Genomic DNA, 17,260 nt, shown 5'->3' with positions numbered 1-17,260 from the left:
TCCTCAACATCTGATCGCGTTACTGCCGCTGTTGATCGTCGGATTGACGGTGGTGGTGGTGATGCTGTCCATTGCGTGGCGACGCAATCACTTTGTTAATGCCACGCTGACGGTGATCGGACTTAACCTTGCGCTGTTTTCTCTGTGGTTTGTTGGCCAGGCCGGAGCAATGGATGTCACGCCGTTGCTGCGCGTTGATGCCTATTCGATGTTCTATACCGCGCTGGTGGTGCTAGCGAGCCTGGCAACGTGTACCTTTGCTTATCCGTGGTTGGCTGGCTTCCCAGACAACAAAGATGAGTTCTACTTGCTGGTGCTGATTGCGGCACTAGGCGGCATTGTGCTGGCGAGCGCGAATCATCTGGCAGCGTTGTTCATTGGTATCGAATTGCTGTCGCTGCCGCTGTTTGGTTTGATTGGTTACGCCTTCCGCCAGAAACGTTCTCTGGAAGCGTCACTGAAATACACCATTCTGTCGGCCGCAGCCTCTTCGTTCCTGCTGTTCGGTATTGCGCTGATTTATGCGGATTCCGGTAGTTTGAGCTTTGTGCAGTTGGGCAAAAGCCTGAGCGACAGCATGATCCAACAGCCGTTGTTGCTGCTGGGTCTCGGCATGATGATTATCGGCCTCGGCTTCAAGCTGTCGCTGGTGCCGTTCCATCTGTGGACGCCAGACGTGTACCAAGGTGCGCCAGCGCCAGTTTCAACCTTCCTGGCGACCGCGAGTAAAATTGCCATCTTCGGCGTAATCATGCGTTTGTTCATGTACGCGCCAGTGACCGACAGCGAAGCGGTGCGCACCGTATTGGGTGTGATTGCCTTCGCCTCGATTCTGTTCGGTAACCTGATGGCAATCTCGCAGAGCAACATCAAACGTCTGCTGGGTTACTCGTCTATCGCGCACTTGGGTTATCTGCTGGTGGCGTTGATCGCGGTGAAAACCCATCAGCTGTCGCTGGAAACCGCCGGTGTGTATCTGGCTGGTTACCTGTTCAGCAGCTTGGGTGCCTTCGGTGTGGTTAGCCTGATGTCGAGCCCGTACCGTGGCCCGGATGCAGATACGCTGTATTCGTACCGTGGTCTGTTCTGGCATCGTCCGATTCTGTCTGCGGTAATGACCGTGATGATGTTGTCGCTGGCGGGTATCCCGATGACGCTCGGCTTCATTGGTAAGTTCTACGTGATTGCTTCCGGTGTGAATGCGCATCTGTGGTGGTTGACTGGCGCGGTGGTGGCCGGTAGTGCGATTGGTCTTTACTACTATCTGCGCGTTACCGTCAGCCTGTACCTCAGCCCGCCAGAACTGCACAACCGCGATACGCCAGCCAACTGGGCGTTTACCGCCGGTGGTGTGGTGGTGCTGATTTCCGCGATTCTGGTGCTGCTGCTTGGTGTCTATCCGCAGCCGCTAATCTCGCTGGTGCAGATGGCTCAACCGCTGATGTAATTCACTCCCGCTTCACCACGAAAATCAGGCCTCCGTGCCTGATTTTTTTTGCCTAAAATCGGGCAAATCACAGTTGCGTTTTGGCACTGTGGTATTCTCACGGGATCTTTTTTCGCTCACACCGGGAATCATCATGGAAATGATTTGGCTAGATTGCCATCACAGTCAATTAAGCGCACAGCAGCTTTATACCTTGCTGGCGCTGCGTAATCAGGTGTTCATCGTTGAACAGAATTGCCCGTATCAAGACATTGATGGGCAGGATTTAGCGGCCGATAATCGCCACATTCTGGGCTTTCTTGATGGCAAACTGTTGGCTTATGCGCGCGTGCTGACGCCAGCGCATGACGATTCGCCGGTGCTGATTGGTCGAGTGATTGTTTCTGAAGAAGCGCGCGGCTTGAAGTTAGGCTATCGCCTAATGGAACAGGCGCTGGAGAGTTGCGAACAGCATTGGCCGCAACACGCCATCTATCTTTCCGCGCAGGCGCATCTGGAAGGATTCTATGGTCGGTTGGGATTCAAAGCGGTCACTGACGTTTATCTCGAAGACGAGATTCCGCATATCGGCATGCAGAAACAATAACGGCGAGGATCGCTCCTCGCCGTTAGGCTTAGCCCGGTGTCATCTGCCGGTCATCAACGTATTTACGTTGATCCGGCGGCGGCGGGAAGTACTGATACAACCAGGTTTCACTCAGCGTCTCGTCCTTGGTACGCAAGAACAGGCGCATATCGACTGGCTTGGTCGAATCGCTGTTTGGATACCAGTCAAACAGGATGCGATAACCGTTTAGCGGTTCGACGTAGAGAATCTCAACCTGCTTAAAGGTACCGCTAGAAACGGTAATCACCGGTTCAATGCCTTTCGGTGCGGCAGCTTTCAGATCGCCACCCACGAAATCAATGGCAAAGCGACGGCACCATGTATCCGGGAAGTGTTCGCCTGGCGCCCAGCCTTCCGGGAAGCCGCCAATCCCGGTGCGGGTGGCATCGACGCGTGCTAAACCGCTGCGTACTGGCGGCAACTGGCTCCAATACAGTTTGTACTGGAAGTTGAATTCGCTGCCGGCTTTCACCGGTTCGGATGGCTGCCAGAAGCACACCACGTTATCCAGCGTTTCACCGGTGGTGGGAATCTCCATCACATTGATGGCGCCTTTGCCCCATTTACCAATCGGCTCAACCCACAGACTTGGACGTTTGTCGTACCAACCAATCACATCCTGGTAATTCTTGAAGTCGTGATCCAACTGCAACAGGCCGAAACCACGCGGGTTTTCGTCCTGATAGGCGTTGAACTGCAAACGCTGCGGATTATTTAGCGGACGCGCAATCCACTCGCCTTCACCGGTCCACATCGCCAGACGATCGGAATCGTGAATTTGCGGATGGTAGGTGTTGCACATGCGGCGCTCGTTGGTGCCGCAGCTGAACATGCTGGTCATTGGCGCGATGCCAAGCTGGCGAATTTCATTACGGGCAAACAGGTGGTTTTCCACTTCCATCACCACGCGTTTTTCTTCGCAGTGAATGGTGAATTTGTACGCGCCGGTGATGCTCGCGCCATCCAGCAAGGCGTAAACTACAAAGGTGGTGTCGTCGGCTTTCGGCGTTTCAAACCAGAAGGCGGTGAAGTCTGGGAACTCTTCTTTGCCGTTACTGAAGGTGTTTACCGCCACGCCACGCGCGGACAAGCCATATTGGAAGGTTTCGTCCACCGCGCGGAAGTAGCTCGCGCCGAGGAAGGAGACGATATCGCGACGCGCCAGTTCCGGCTTTTTGAACGCGCGGAAACCGGCAAAGCCGAGATCAGTTTTCCCGACCAATTGCTTGGTATCAACGTTGGCGTTGTTGTAGTTGAATAGCTCCGGGCGGAAGTGAATCTCACGCGCTTCACGGCTATCAGCATCAACGGAGAACATGCGAATACGGCGTTTGAAGCCCATTCCCACGTGGAAGAACTGCACATCAAGCTCGCGATCGGCGATGTTATTCCACAGCGAGTGATTGGCATCGTACTGAATTTCGTTATAGGCCTGCGGGGTCAGATTGGCCAAGGTGTCGGGCAGGGCGCCGGGTGCGCCGCCCCAGGGCTGTTTTGCCAGCGCAGACGCTTTCTTTTTCAGTGAGTCGAAATCGAAGCGCACCGCGGCTCCGTCGGCGATACCATCATCGGCCCAGGCGGACTGTGCAAACAGCGTGGAGAGACCCGTCATGCCGCTTACCGCGGAGAGGGCCATGGACGCTTTCATAAATTTTCTACGATTCATGCCGGAAATCTAATCCTTAGCTGCTCGGGTGTATTTTGACTCTCGTAAGACGAGAAACGTCTGACTACAGGGGGTTACGACAGTCGTGGAATTAAAAAATTCAGTCTGCGGAAAATTTATCAGATTAATCAAATAAGCGAAGCAGATTTCGCGTTGCTGGCATGCGGATAACATAACTTTGCATTGAGAGCCGTGAAACTCGGTGAATTCCTGGTTAACGCCCGCCAGCAAAACTGGAATTAATGACTATAGTTAAACCACAACGCGTTACGAACATGGAGGAACTACATAGTGTCATCTTCAGACCAATTTGAATCACACCTTGATGACGACCTGGCGCTGCTGACGGAAACGCTGGAAGAAGTGCTGCGCGCTTCAGGCGATCCCGCTGACCAGAAGTATATCGAACTGAAACTCAAAGCTGAGCAAGCGCTGGAAGACGTGAAATCACGCGTCAGCCAGGCATCGGACAGTTATTACTATCGCGCCAAAAACGCTGCGTATCGCGCCGATGATTACGTGCATGAAAAACCGTGGCAGGGGATTGGCATTGGTGCCGCCGCTGGCCTATTTGTCGGTTTGCTGCTGGCACGTCGCTAAGTTGCAACGGGCGCGATTTTCCGCGCCCGATTCCTCGTTATTCCCCCCTTTGGCTGTTTCAATCCCAACCAATTCCTTGTTTCGCATCATCCGCGATTGTGTTTCGCCTGGGCACTTCCTACAGTAAAGCGACAGGGACCAAGGAGAACGCAACGTGATACGTGTAGAAATGCTCTCAACGGGCGATGAAGTGTTACATGGCCAGATTATTGATACCAACGCCGCATGGTTAGCTGATGTGCTGTTCCAGAACGGTTTGCCGATGACCAGCCGCAGTACCGTTGGGGATGCGATGTCGTCGCTGGTGGAGGCTTTACAAAGTCGCAGCCAGGTTGCTGATGTGCTGATCGTCAATGGCGGCTTAGGGCCAACCAGTGACGATCTCAGTGCTCAAGCCGCCGCAAACGCCTGTGGCACTGAATTGGTGATTCAGCAGGCGTGGCTGGAAAAAATGGAAGCCTGGTTTGCCAGCCGGGGACGCATCATGGCACCAAGCAACCGCAAACAAGCGGAAATCCCGGCGAATGCCGAAATGCTGGATAACCCGGTCGGCACCGCCTGCGGCTTTGCACTGCAACTCAATCGCTGCTGGATTTTCTTCACCCCGGGCGTGCCGTCGGAATTTAAAGTGATGGTCGAGCAGGAGATCATTCCACGCCTCAAAGCGCGCTTTGAACTGCCTGAACCGCCTCTGTGTTTGCGCCTGACCACCTTTGGTCGCGGTGAAAGCGATATCGCCGCCGAACTGGAGCCGCTAGCACTACCTGAAGGCGCGGTGATGGGGTATCGCTCATCAATGCCGATTATCGAGATTAAACTCACCGGACCGGCCAGCCAACGTGTGGCGATGGAGCAAGCCTGGCAGCAGGTGAAACTGTTGTTGGCCGAATGCACCATCTTCGAAGGCACCGAAGGTTTACCGGCGGTGCTGGCAGGTGAACTACAAAATCGCGGTTTCCGTTTGGCCATCAGTGAGCAGTTCACTGCGGGTTTGCTTAACTGGCAGCTAGCATCAGCCGAAGTGCCGTTGAGCGGCGCAGAAATTTTACCTGCGCATGATGAAGATTTAGAAGCACAAGTAACGCGCACGCGCGATCTCGCGGCCCATCACGGCACGGTTTTAGCGTTATCGGTCGGGAATTTAGTCGATGGTGAAATAGCAATTGCCTTGCACACGCCGGAAGCGAGTTGGGGTCAACGCGTGAAGTTCGTGCATGGGCGTCATAACGTTGAGACGCGGCAGAAAGTGGTGGCGATGATGGCGATGAACATGCTGCGCCGCTGGCTGCATGGCAGTGAAGTCAGTACCGGGCACGGTTGGATTGAAATACTGGAAACGGTGAAAAGCTAACAGAATGGCAGGTTGCCGCGTCAGGCAACCTGCAACTTACAGCTCGATCTCAATCTCCCCTTTGGCGCGACAGCAACACGGCAAAATCTCGCCTTGCTGCACAAACGCCAACGGGGTTTCTGCATAAGCCACTTCGCCTTTCAGCAGACGCATGCGGCAAGAACCGCAATAACCTTCACGGCATTGAAACTCAACACAGACATTGTTGGCTTCTAAGGTTGTCAGCAGATTGGGATGATCTTCTGCGCACTCCAGCCTTGAGCCAGAGCTACGCAGAATAACAACAGAACGATTCATGATTACAGCTGGAAGCCGTCGAAATCGTCTTCACCTACTTCAGAATCAATCTGACCAACCAGATATGAACTGACTTCAACTTCCTGCGGTGCAACCTGCACGTTATCGGAAACCAGCCATGAATTGATCCATGGAATAGGGTTTGAACGCGTCTGGAATGGCAGATCAAGGCCAACTGCTTGCATGCGGATGTTAGTGATGTACTCGATGTACTGGCACAGAATGTCTTTGTTCAGGCCAATCATTGAGCCGCCGCTGAAAAGATAATCCGCCCACTCTTTTTCCTGCTCGGCCGCTTTCTTGAACAGCTCGAAGCACTCATCACGGCATTCTGCGGCGATCTCTTTCATCTCTGGATCGTCTTCACCGGTGCGCAGCAGGTTCAGCATATGCTGGGTGCCGGTCAGGTGCAGCGCTTCATCGCGTGCGATCAGTTTGATGATTTTGGCGTTACCTTCCATCAGCTCGCGCTCGGCGAAAGCAAATGAACAAGCGAAGCTGACGTAGAAGCGAATCGCTTCGAGCGCATTGACACTCATCAGGCAGATGTACAACTGCTTCTTCAGCGCGCGCAGGTTAACTGTGACGGTTTTGCCATTGACCTGATGCGTACCTTCGCCCAGCAGATGCCAGTAGCTGGTCATCTCGATCAGGTCATCGTAGTACTTAGAGATGTCTTCCGCGCGCGCCAGAATCTGCTCGTTGGTAACGATATCGTCAAACACCACCGCCGGATCGTTGACGATATTACGAATAATATGCGTGTAAGAGCGCGAGTGGATGGTCTCTGAGAACGCCCAGGTTTCAATCCAGGTTTCCAGTTCCGGGATAGAAATCAGCGGCAGCAGCGCCACGTTCGGGCTGCGTCCCTGAATTGAATCCAGCAGCGTCTGATACTTCAGGTTGCTGATGAAGATGTGTTTCTCGTGATCCGGCAGCGCCTGGTAATCGATACGATCGCGTGAAACGTCAACTTCTTCTGGACGCCAGAAGAAAGACAGCTGCTTTTCAATTAGCTTTTCAAAGATGTCATATTTCTGCTGATCGAAACGGGCAACGTTGACTGACTGGCCGAAGAACATCGGTTCTAACAGCTGGTTATTCTTGTTCTGCGAGAATGTGGAGTAAGCCATTTTGAGTCCAAAAGTGAAGAGGGCCGGCCAATGCCGGCCCTGACAAGATGAGATTAGATCTTACATGCGCCGCTTTCGCAGCCATCATCCTGAATGGAAGGGGCCATATCGTCCTGTGCATCTTCCGCACCATCACGGGTGTTTTGATAATACAGGGTTTTTACGCCAAATTTGTACGCGGTCAACAGGTCTTTCAGCAACTGTTTCATCGGCACTTTGCCATTGGCGAAGCGGCTTGGATCGTAGTTGGTGTTCGACGAAATCGCCTGGTCGATGAATTTCTGCATCACGCCAACCAGCTGTAAGTAACCATCGTTAGACGGCATTTCCCACAGCAGTTCGTACTGATCTTTCAAGCGCTCATACTCTGGCACCACCTGACGCAGAATGCCGTCTTTGGAGGCCTTAATGCTGATGTGTCCACGTGGTGGCTCAATGCCGTTGGTGGCATTTGAAATCTGCGAAGAGGTTTCAGACGGCATCAGCGCAGACAGCGTTGAGTTGCGCAGACCGTGCGTGGTGATTGACTCACGCAGACCTTCCCAATCCAGATGCAGCGGCTCGCTGCACACCGCATCGAGATCCTTTTTATAGGTATCGATCGGCAGGATGCCTTGCGAATAGGTGGTCTCTTTGAACCACGGGCAAGCACCTTGCTCTTTCGCCAACTCGTTCGAGGCTTTCAAAAGATAGAACTGAATCGCTTCGAAGGTTTTGTGCGTCAGGTTGTTGGCGCTGCCATCAGAGTAACGCACGCCGTTTTTCGCCAGGTAGTATGCATAGTTGATCACGCCGATACCCAGGGTACGACGACCCATAGCACCACGTTGGGCTGCTGGGATTGGGTAATCCTGATAATCCAGCAACGCATCCAGCGCACGTACCGCCAGAGTGGCCAACTCTTCCAAATCGTCGAGGCTGTTGATCGCACCGAGGTTGAACGCAGACAGCGTACAGAGCGCGATTTCGCCGCTCTCGTCATTAACATCGTTCAGCGGTTTGGTCGGCAGCGCGATTTCCAGGCACAGGTTGGACTGGCGCACTGGTGCAATGCTTGGATCAAACGGGCTGTGGGTGTTGCAGTGATCGACGTTCTGGATGTAGATACGGCCAGTTGAAGCACGTTCCTGCATCATCAGTGAGAAAAGCTCAACGGCTTTCACGCGCTGTTTGCGGATGCTGTCGTCTTTCTCGTATTTGGTGTACAGACGTTCGAATTCGTCTTGATCGGCGAAGAACGCATCGTACAGGCCCGGCACATCGGAAGGGCTGAACAGCGTGATGTCCTCGCCTTTCAGCAGGCGGGTATACATCAGTTTGTTGATCTGTACGCCGTAATCCATGTGACGCACGCGGTTGCCTTCTACGCCGCGGTTGTTTTTCAGCACCAGCAGGCTCTCAACTTCCAGATGCCACATTGGGTAGAACAGCGTAGCCGCACCACCACGCACGCCGCCTTGTGAGCACGATTTAACCGCGGTCTGGAAGTGTTTGTAGAATGGGATACAACCGGTGTGGAACGCTTCACCGCCACGAATCGGGCTGCCCAGCGCACGAATACGACCGGCGTTGATACCGATACCAGCGCGCTGCGAAACGTATTTCACGATAGCGCTTGAGGTGGCGTTGATAGAATCAAGGCTGTCGCCGCACTCGATCAGTACGCAAGAACTAAACTGACGCGTTGGCGTACGCACGCCGGACATGATTGGCGTTGGCAATGAGATCTTAAAGGTGGAGATCGCATCGTAGAAACGCTTCACGTAGTCCATGCGGGTTTCGCGCGGATAGCCTGAGAACAGGCAAGCGGCGACCAGAATATAGAGGAACTGCGCGCTTTCGTAGATTTCACCGCTGACGCGGTTCTGCACCAAATATTTCCCTTCCAGCTGCTTAACCGCAGCGTAGGAGAAATTCATGTCGCGCCAATGGTCGATGAAGCCGTCCATCAGCTCGAACTCTTCGGTGCTGTAATCTTCCAGCAGATGGCGATCGTATTTGCCCATCTCAACCATCTTCACCACCTGATCGTACAGCTTCGGCGGCTCAAACTGGCCGTAAGCTTTTTTACGCAGGTGGAAGATCGCCAGGCGTGCAGCCAGGTATTGGTAATCCGGCGCATCACGGGAAATCAGGTCTGCGGCAGCCTTGATAATGGTCTCATGGATATCAGAGGTTCTGATGCCATCGTAAAACTGAATGTGTGAGCGCAGTTCAACCTGAGAAACTGAAACGTTGTTCAGTCCTTCGGCAGCCCAATCCAGTACACGGTGGATTTTGTCGAGATCAATGCGCTCCTGGCGGCCATCGCGTTTAGTAACGAGCAGACTTTGGTTCATGTCGCGTTTTTACCTGTCCATGCATGAATGACGTATTTATCCCCCATCTATGCACAAGGTCTATGCACAAGCCGCTCGTTGTGAGTAAGCCTGTGGATAAACACTATATATAGGGGGTGCGGGAAGTTTGAACAACAATATGGTGAGTATTTTAGTCAGCTATCTGTTCTTAACAAGAGTTGATTTTCACTAAAAAATCGTCCTCAGGGGGTGGCTAAAATCCTGGATCCCCATGCCGCAAGGCCTGCACTTAGTGTCAACCGCTCCACACTTTTTTTTCACTTTATGATCAGACGCGTGTTTCTTGCTCAACTCACAGGTTTCAGGATTTTTCTTAGACGAAAAAAGGTCTGACAAGGCCGCCAGTAGCGAACTTATCTAAAATTGCTTATGAATTTTTTGTGACCTGTTTACGGTATAAAAAATGGCAGGAGGCGTCTAAAAGGAAATTGATCTGGATAGAGCCAAATGATGTTGGATGAAGGCCACCATAAATGGCGACCTGCATTTGTGTAACCCTTTAATCCTGACGATGCGTATGAACCATATAGTTCACATCCACACCGCGACCTAAACGGAACTGGTTAGTGAGCGGATTGTAGTGCAGGCCGATCATCCCCATTTCGCGCAGTGGCGTTTCATCGACCCAATTCAGCAGTTCGGCAGGGCGGATGAATTTCTTCACGTCATGCGTGCCGCGCGGCACCATACGCATCACATATTCCGCGCCAAATACCGCCAGCAACCAGGCTTTGGGATTGCGGTTGATGGTGGAGAAGAACACTTCGCCACCCGGCTTAACCAACTGCGCGCAGGCTAACACCACAGAACGTGGATCGGGGACATGCTCCAGCATCTCCATGCAGGTCACCACATCGTAAGTCCCCGCATGGCTGGCGGCGTGGTCTTCCACGGTTTGCTGCACGTAATCGACGCTGATGCCGCTTTCCAGTGCATGCAAGCGCGCCACTTCCAACGGTTCCGCGCCCATGTCTAAGCCGGTAACGTTCGCGCCTTCACGCGCCATGCTTTCGGCCAGAATGCCACCGCCACAGCCGACATCCAGCACTTTTTTGCCAAACAAACCGTTGCTGTGTTGCGCAATCCAGCCCAGCCGCAGGGGATTGATTCGGTGTAACGGCTTAAATTCACCTTCTAAATCCCACCAACGCGAAGCCACGGCCTCAAACTTGGCAATCTCGGCGTGGTCAACGTTCTGGCGGCTTTCCTGCGGTTGTTCACTCATTGAATCATCACTCCAGACAAAATATTCCCTCAGTATAAACGCTTAAGTCGCGTGAACGCATCTCTCAAGGCGAAGGAAAAGCGGGATTAAACCCTGGTTAACGTTCACCGTGGGGAAGCTATGTGATATACTTTCGCACCTTTAAATCCGGGATTATGTAGAGGGATAGCGGCTCCATGAGCGACCTTGCGAGAGAAATTACACCGGTCAATATCGAAGAAGAGTTAAAGAACTCTTACCTCGATTACGCCATGTCGGTCATTGTTGGCCGAGCCTTACCCGATGTACGTGATGGTCTGAAGCCGGTTCACCGCCGTGTGCTTTTTGCCATGAGCGAACTGGGCAACGACTGGAATAAAGCCTATAAAAAATCTGCCCGTGTGGTCGGTGACGTTATCGGTAAATATCACCCGCACGGCGATTCCGCAGTGTACGAAAGTATCGTACGTATGGCTCAACCGTTCTCCCTGCGCTACATGCTGGTTGACGGTCAGGGTAACTTCGGTTCGGTCGATGGCGACTCAGCGGCAGCGATGCGTTATACCGAAGTACGTATGGCGAAGATCTCTTCGGAGCTGCTGGCGGACCTCGAAAAAGAAACCGTCGATTTCGTGCCAAACTACGATGGCACCGAGCAGATCCCTGAAGTCCTGCCGACTAAAATTCCTAACCTGCTGGTAAACGGTTCGTCCGGTATCGCCGTAGGTATGGCAACCAATATTCCACCGCACAACCTGACTGAAGTGATCAACGGCTGTCTGGCATTTATCGATGATGAAGAGATCACCGTTGAAGGCTTGATGGAACATATCACCGGGCCAGATTTCCCGACAGCGGCGTTCATCAACGGTCGTCGTGGTATCGAAGAAGCTTATCGTACCGGTCGCGGCAAGATTTACATCCGCGCACGTGGCGAAGTGGAAACCGACGCTAAAACCGGTCGCGAAACTATCATCGTCAATGAAATTCCTTATCAGGTGAACAAAGCGCGCCTGATTGAGAAAATCGCTGAGCTGGTGAAAGAGAAGCGTGTGGAAGGCATCAGCGCCTTGCGTGACGAATCCGATAAAGACGGTATGCGTATCGTTATCGAGATCAAACGTGACGCAGTCGGCGAAGTGGTGCTCAACAACCTCTACTCGTTGACCCAGCTGCAAGTGTCATTCGGCATCAACATGGTGGCGCTGCATCAGGGCCAGCCGAAGATCATGACGCTGAAAGGCATCATTGAAGCCTTCGTGCGCCACCGTCGTGAAGTTGTGACGCGTCGTACCATTTTCGAACTGCGTAAAGCGCGCGATCGTGCGCACATCCTCGAAGGCCTGGCGATTGCGCTGGCTAACATTGATGAAATCATTGAGCTGATTCGCCGTGCACCAACGCCTGCCGAAGCCAAAACCGGCTTGCTGGCGCAGTCGTGGGATCTGGGCAATGTTGCCGCTATGCTGGAGCGTGCAGGCAATGATGCTGCGCGTCCAGAGTGGCTGGAAGCCGAGTTCGGTATTCGCGATGGTCAATATTATCTGACCGAGCAGCAAGCACAGGCGATTCTGGATCTGCGTCTGCAGAAACTGACGGGTCTTGAGCACGAAAAACTGCTGGATGAGTACAAAGAGCTGCTGGATCAAATTGCTGAGCTGATGCACATCCTGCAAAGCGCTGAGCGTTTGATGGAAGTGATTCGCGAAGAACTGGAAGCGATGCGCGATCAGTTCGGCGACGAACGTCGTACCGAGATCACCGCCAACAGCGCGGATATCAACATCGAAGACCTGATTAATCAGGAAGACGTGGTGGTTACGCTGTCGCATCAGGGTTATGTCAAATATCAACCGTTGACTGATTATGAAGCACAGCGTCGTGGTGGTAAGGGCAAATCCGCAGCACGTATTAAAGAAGAAGACTTCATTGATCGTCTGCTGGTAGCCAACACCCACGACACCATTCTGTGCTTCTCCAGCCGTGGCCGTCTCTACTGGATGAAGGTTTATCAGTTGCCAGAAGCCAGCCGTGGCGCGCGTGGACGTCCAATCGTCAACTTGCTGCCACTGGAAGCCAACGAACGTATCACCGCCATTCTGCCGGTGCGTGAATACACCGAAGGCTTCAATATCTTCATGGCGACCGCTGACGGTACGGTGAAGAAAACCGCTCTGCAAGAGTTCAGTCGTCCGCGTAGTGCGGGCATCATCGCCATCAACTTGCGTGAAGATGATGAGCTGATTGGTGTGGCGCTGACCAACGGCAGTGACGAAGCGATGCTGTTCTCTGCTGCCGGTAAAGTGGTGCGCTTCTCAGAAACTGCGGTACGTGCCATGGGCCGTTCAGCCTCGGGCGTACGCGGTATCAAGCTGGCTGAGAAAGATAAAGTGGTGTCGCTGATTGTGCCGCGTGAAGAGGGTGCAATCCTCACCGTGACGCAGAACGGCTACGGCAAACGTACCGCCAACACCGAGTATCCAACCAAGTCGCGTGCGACGCAGGGTGTGATCTCGATTAAAGTCACCGATCGTAACGGTCCGGTCATCGGCGCGGTACAGGTGGTGGATGGCGATCAGATCATGATGATCACCGATGCCGGTACGCTGGTGCGTACTCGCGTGTCGGAAGTCAGCGTGGTTGGCCGTAACACCCAAGGCGTGATTCTGATCCGCACCGCGGAAGATGAAAACGTAGTGGGTCTGCAACGTGTGGCTGAGCCGGTGGAAGAGGAAGAACTCGACGCCATCGACGGCAGCGTAGCCGAAGGCGAAGACGACATCGCGCCGGAAGTTGACACTGAAGACGACGCGCCAGAAGCGGATGACGAAGAGTAATTCGTAACGGCGTTTAAAAACGGCAGGTCAGTAAATTGACCTGCCGTTTTTTTATCTGAGTTTTACGCTAACGGCGCACGCCAACTGGCTTTTTTCAACCGATAAAGCTAGTGTATGGAAGCTTTTCAACATCCTGATAACCTCTTACCGCCAGTGAGCCTCTTTTGAAATATCTCGTCTCCTTTCGCACCACGCTTCGTATTTCGCGCTATCTGTTTCGTGCGCTGGCGTTGCTGCTCTGGGCGCTGGGCGCGCTGCTGACCACTTTTTACATCATCAATGTGCTGCACGAGAAAGAGAACGCGGTTCGTCAGGAGTTCGCCACCAATTATGGTCAGGCGGTTTGGTATGTACGCCACTCTGCGGATGTCATGCGTGAGTTGAAGTACATCACCGAAAATCGCCTTAGCGCCAACGCGAATGGGCTGGATGTGCTCAACGGAATGCCGCCGGGCAAAGGCACGCTGCCGCAATTTACCCCGCTGTTTTCCGATGGTGATTGCACCTCAATGAGCAACACCTGGCGTAACTCGCTGGATTCACTCAGTTACTACATCAATTACTGGAAGAGTAATTTCGCCTCCGCTTACGAGTTGAACCGTGTGTTCTTTATCGGCGGCGAAAACCAGTGCCTGGCCGATTTCACCATCGGTAATAACAACTCGGTCGATCGCGAACGCAGCCTGAAAGCGCTGCGCGAGCGCGTGCTGCACTACCGCAACGGTAATGAAGAAGAGCGGCGCCAACCGATGTACTGGATCACCAGCAGTGCGCAGCCGGGCGTGGGCAATTTCTATATGGTAGTGCCGGTGTATGTGGCGAATAAGCTGCAAGCGCTACTTGGTGTAGAACAGAATATTCGCTTTGACGAATTCATCCAGCCGGGCGGCTTGCCGCTGGTGGCGACGATTACTGATGAGAATTATCGTCCGCTGCTCAGTTCACGACGCGGTGGTCCAGGTTATTCGCTCGACGATTTGCCGGATAGCAGCACCTGGTTTGGCTATCTCGACAACTATCGCCAGCTGGTGCTGAAAAAGCCGCTGCCGCCCTCAAATCTCAATGTGGTGTGGTCGCTCTCCACCGATGTGCTGGTCGATCAGCTCAAATTAATGCTGATCAATGCGCTGCTGCTCAACATCTTTAGTGCGGTGATTTTGTTCACGTTGGCATGGGTATTCGAACGGCGTATGTTCCTGCCGGCTGAAGAAAACGCGCACCGACTGGAGGAACACGAGCAGTTCAACCGTAAGATTGTCGCCTCCGCGCCGGTGGGTATCTGTATTCTGCGCACCAGCGATGGCACCAACATCCTGAGTAATGAACTGGCGCATAACTATCTGACGCTGTTAACCCAGGAAGATCGCCAGCGTTTGAATGAAATCATCGGCGGTCAACAGGTCAATTTTGTTGATGTGCTAACCGGCAGTAATACCAACCTGCAAATCAGCTTCGTCCATTCGCGCTATCGCAATGAAAACGTGGCGATTTGCGTGCTGGTTGATGTTTCGGCGCGTGTGCGTATGGAGCAATCATTGCAGGAAATGGCGCATTCGGCCGAACAAGCCAGCCAGTCGAAATCGATGTTCCTGGCGACCGTCAGCCACGAACTGCGCACGCCGCTGTATGGGATTATCGGTAACCTCGATCTGCTGCAAACCAAAGTGTTACCGAAAGGCGTCGAATCGCTGGTGACGGCGATGAACAACTCATCCAGCCTGTTGCTGAAGATCATCAGCGACATCCTCGACTTTTCGAAAATCGAATCTGAGCAGCTGAAAATCGAGCCGCATCCGTTCTCGCCGCGCGAAGTGGTCAATCACATCGCCAGTAACTATTTGTCGCTGGTGGTACGCAAGCGCCTGACTTTGTATGTGCTGATCGAAAACGATGTGCCGCTGACGCTGGATGGCGATGCCATGCGTCTGCAACAGGTGATTTCTAACCTGCTCAACAACGCCATCAAGTTCACGCATACCGGCTGCATTATCCTGCATGCCTACGAGAAAGATGGTTATCTGGCATTCCGCGTGCGCGATACCGGCGTGGGGATTCCGGCCAAGGAAGTCACGCGCTTGTTCGATCCGTTCTTCCAGGTTGGTTCAGGTGTGCAGCGTAATTTCCAGGGAACCGGTTTGGGCCTGGCGATCTGTGAAAAGCTGATCAACATGATGGACGGTGATATTGAGGTTGATTCCGAGCCTGGCATGGGAAGCCAGTTTGTGGTGCGTATTCCGATTTATGCCGGGCAGCAACCAACGCCGCCGCTGCTGGATGGTTTGCAGGAAAAAGCCATTTGGCTGGATATGCGGAATGACTATCTCGCCAGCTTCCTGTTGGGTCTGCTGCAACAGCAAGGGATTCAGGTGGCACATTATCAAGGCCACGCGGCCAGTGACGATGTGATTATCAGCGATCATGATGATGCGCCAGCGCAAAGCGTGCGTGCGCACATCCATATTTGCGGCCGACACATTGATACCGCGCAGGAAACCGCGCCAGGCCAATGGATTCAGAGCAGTGCGATGCTGCATGACTTGCCGCAGCTACTTGGCCGCATCTACCGCATCAATATTAATAGCGACACCACCACGCAGCTGCAATTGCCGGCACCGCAAGCGGCGGCGACCTATGAAGACATCATTGTGCTGATCGTCGATGACCATCCGATCAACCGCATGTTGCTGTCTGAGCAGCTTGGTACTGTCGGTTATCAAACCAAAACGGCACAAGATGGTGTGGATGCATTGAACGTGTTGAGCCGCAATCACATTGATATCGTGCTGAGCGACGTCAACATGCCAAATATGGATGGATATCGCCTGACGCAGCGCTTGCGCCAGTTGGGACATACTTTCCCGGTAATCGGCGTTACGGCCAATGCGTTGGCAGAAGAGAAGCAGCGTTGTATGGATGCAGGCATGGATAACTGTCTGTCGAAGCCAGTAACGTTAGATGTGCTGAAAAGTACCTTGGCGGTTTACGCTGAACGCGTGAGGAAAAGCCGGGAAGGGTGATCGCAGGATGGGTTTAGATTCAGCGAAAAAAATGGCGGCCTAAATAGGCCGCCATTTTTATGATTACTCTTTGTCGACTTGAGTGGCGCTGACAGAAGAGAGGTAGTTCAGCAGCGCAATATCGTTTTCCACGCCCAGTTTCATCATCGCTGATTTCTTCTGGCTACTGATGGTTTTGATACTGCGGTTCAGCTTCTTAGCAATTTCTGTCACCAGGAAACCTTCGGCGAACAGACGCAATACTTCGCTCTCTTTCGGCGACAGACGTTTGTCACCGTAACCACCAGCGCTAATGCGCTCCAGCAGTTTTGCCACGCTTTCCGGCGTATACTTTTTGCCTTTCTGCAACGCAGCCAGCGCTTTTGGTAAATCGGTTGGCGCGCCTTGCTTCAGGACAATCCCTTCAATATCCAGATCCAACACCGCGCTCAGGATCGCTGGGTTATTGTTCATAGTAAGAACGATAATTGAGAGATCCGGATAGTGACGTTTGATGTATTTAATCAGGGTAATGCCGTCACCGTATTTCTCACCTGGCATGGAGAGGTCGGTGATCAGGACATTCGCATCCAGCTTGGGTAAGCTGTTTACCAGTGCTGTTGAGTCTTCAAACTCACCTACAACGTTAACCCATTCAATCTGTTCCAGTGACTTACGGATACCGAACAGAACGATCGGATGGTCATCGGCAATAATTACGTTCAAGTTATTCATCTTATTGGTTACCTTGCTGCAGCAGTT

General features: G+C 53.0%; 12 protein-coding genes. 6 read left to right on the top strand and 6 right to left on the bottom strand.

The annotated features are described in order from the left end of the window. Together nuoN and ABDW13_RS21805 are read left to right on the top strand one after the other, a co-directional pair. Positions 1-1,447 (top strand): NADH-quinone oxidoreductase subunit NuoN (nuoN, locus tag ABDW13_RS21810; protein ID WP_343554623.1); only part of this gene is annotated, 1,447 nt, incomplete at its 5' end. A 133-nt stretch (positions 1,448-1,580) separates the two neighbouring features. Further along, positions 1,581-2,033, top strand: coding sequence for a GNAT family N-acetyltransferase (locus ABDW13_RS21805; RefSeq protein ID WP_343554622.1), 453 nt, complete (start codon positions 1,581-1,583; stop codon positions 2,031-2,033). Positions 2,034-2,061: 28 nt separating this feature from the next. Here the strand turns inward: ABDW13_RS21805 and ABDW13_RS21800 are convergent, their stop codons facing one another. Beyond that, complete coding sequence (locus ABDW13_RS21800; protein WP_343554621.1) at positions 2,062-3,720, bottom strand: glucan biosynthesis protein; 1,659 nt, start codon at positions 3,718-3,720, stop codon at positions 2,062-2,064. A 291-nt stretch (positions 3,721-4,011) separates the two neighbouring features. Between ABDW13_RS21800 and elaB the strand changes: the two genes are divergently transcribed. Beyond that, positions 4,012-4,320, top strand: a complete 309-nt coding sequence (gene elaB, locus ABDW13_RS21795) for a stress response protein ElaB (protein ID WP_343554620.1) — start codon at positions 4,012-4,014, stop codon at positions 4,318-4,320. A gap of 154 nt (positions 4,321-4,474) precedes the next feature. After that, on the top strand, positions 4,475-5,671 hold the full coding sequence (locus ABDW13_RS21790; RefSeq protein ID WP_343554619.1) for a nicotinamide mononucleotide deamidase-related protein YfaY: 1,197 nt from the start codon (positions 4,475-4,477) through the stop codon (positions 5,669-5,671). 36 nt (positions 5,672-5,707) lie between these two features. On the opposite strand, the gene yfaE is transcribed toward ABDW13_RS21790, so the two are convergent. The 4 genes from yfaE to ubiG form a co-directional block, all read right to left on the bottom strand. Next, on the bottom strand, positions 5,708-5,968 hold the full coding sequence (yfaE, locus tag ABDW13_RS21785) for a class I ribonucleotide reductase maintenance protein YfaE (RefSeq protein ID WP_343554618.1): 261 nt from the start codon (positions 5,966-5,968) through the stop codon (positions 5,708-5,710). A 2-nt stretch (positions 5,969-5,970) separates the two neighbouring features. Then, positions 5,971-7,101 carry a class Ia ribonucleoside-diphosphate reductase subunit beta gene (nrdB, locus tag ABDW13_RS21780; protein WP_343554617.1) on the bottom strand — a complete coding sequence of 377 codons (1,131 nt, stop codon included), beginning with the start codon at positions 7,099-7,101 and terminating at the stop codon, positions 5,971-5,973. A 53-nt stretch (positions 7,102-7,154) separates the two neighbouring features. Continuing rightward, the gene (nrdA, locus tag ABDW13_RS21775; protein WP_343554616.1) at positions 7,155-9,440 is read right to left on the bottom strand and encodes a class 1a ribonucleoside-diphosphate reductase subunit alpha; all 2,286 of its coding nucleotides are present in this window, start codon (positions 9,438-9,440) and stop codon (positions 7,155-7,157) included. Positions 9,441-9,960: 520 nt separating this feature from the next. Next, positions 9,961-10,686: a bifunctional 2-polyprenyl-6-hydroxyphenol methylase/3-demethylubiquinol 3-O-methyltransferase UbiG gene (gene ubiG, locus ABDW13_RS21770; RefSeq protein WP_343554615.1), complete on the bottom strand. Its 726-nt coding sequence runs from the start codon at positions 10,684-10,686 to the stop codon at positions 9,961-9,963. Between the two features lie 176 nt (positions 10,687-10,862). Between ubiG and gyrA the strand changes: the two genes are divergently transcribed. Together gyrA and rcsC are read left to right on the top strand one after the other, a co-directional pair. Then, positions 10,863-13,502, top strand: coding sequence for a DNA topoisomerase (ATP-hydrolyzing) subunit A (gene gyrA, locus ABDW13_RS21765; protein WP_343554614.1), 2,640 nt, complete (start codon positions 10,863-10,865; stop codon positions 13,500-13,502). 164 nt (positions 13,503-13,666) lie between these two features. Further along, positions 13,667-16,519: a two-component system sensor histidine kinase RcsC gene (rcsC, locus tag ABDW13_RS21760; protein ID WP_343554613.1), complete on the top strand. Its 2,853-nt coding sequence runs from the start codon at positions 13,667-13,669 to the stop codon at positions 16,517-16,519. A 63-nt stretch (positions 16,520-16,582) separates the two neighbouring features. On the opposite strand, the gene rcsB is transcribed toward rcsC, so the two are convergent. Continuing rightward, a complete protein-coding gene (gene rcsB, locus ABDW13_RS21755) occupies positions 16,583-17,233 on the bottom strand; it encodes a response regulator transcription factor RcsB (RefSeq protein WP_007889370.1) in 651 nt (216 codons plus the stop codon). Positions 17,234-17,260 lie beyond the last annotated feature (27 nt).

This window comes from Pantoea sp., from assembly GCF_039594315.1.
GTDB lineage: Bacteria > Pseudomonadota > Gammaproteobacteria > Enterobacterales > Enterobacteriaceae > Pantoea.
This window is presented reverse-complemented; position numbering and strand designations above follow the sequence as displayed.

Excerpts from the sequence above, each read along its gene's own strand:
- ABDW13_RS21805 (WP_343554622.1), top strand. The coding sequence starts at position 1,581 with ATGGAAATGATTTGGCTAGATTGCCATCACAGTCAATTAAGCGCACAG.
- ABDW13_RS21800 (WP_343554621.1), bottom strand. The coding sequence starts at position 3,720 with ATGAATCGTAGAAAATTTATGAAAGCGTCCATGGCCCTCTCCGCGGTA.
- yfaE (WP_343554618.1), bottom strand. The coding sequence starts at position 5,968 with ATGAATCGTTCTGTTGTTATTCTGCGTAGCTCTGGCTCAAGGCTGGAG.
- nrdB (WP_343554617.1), bottom strand. The coding sequence starts at position 7,101 with ATGGCTTACTCCACATTCTCGCAGAACAAGAATAACCAGCTGTTAGAA.
- nrdA (WP_343554616.1), bottom strand. The coding sequence starts at position 9,440 with ATGAACCAAAGTCTGCTCGTTACTAAACGCGATGGCCGCCAGGAGCGC.
- ubiG (WP_343554615.1), bottom strand. The coding sequence starts at position 10,686 with ATGAGTGAACAACCGCAGGAAAGCCGCCAGAACGTTGACCACGCCGAG.
- gyrA (WP_343554614.1), top strand. The coding sequence starts at position 10,863 with ATGAGCGACCTTGCGAGAGAAATTACACCGGTCAATATCGAAGAAGAG.
- rcsB (WP_007889370.1), bottom strand. The coding sequence starts at position 17,233 with ATGAATAACTTGAACGTAATTATTGCCGATGACCATCCGATCGTTCTG.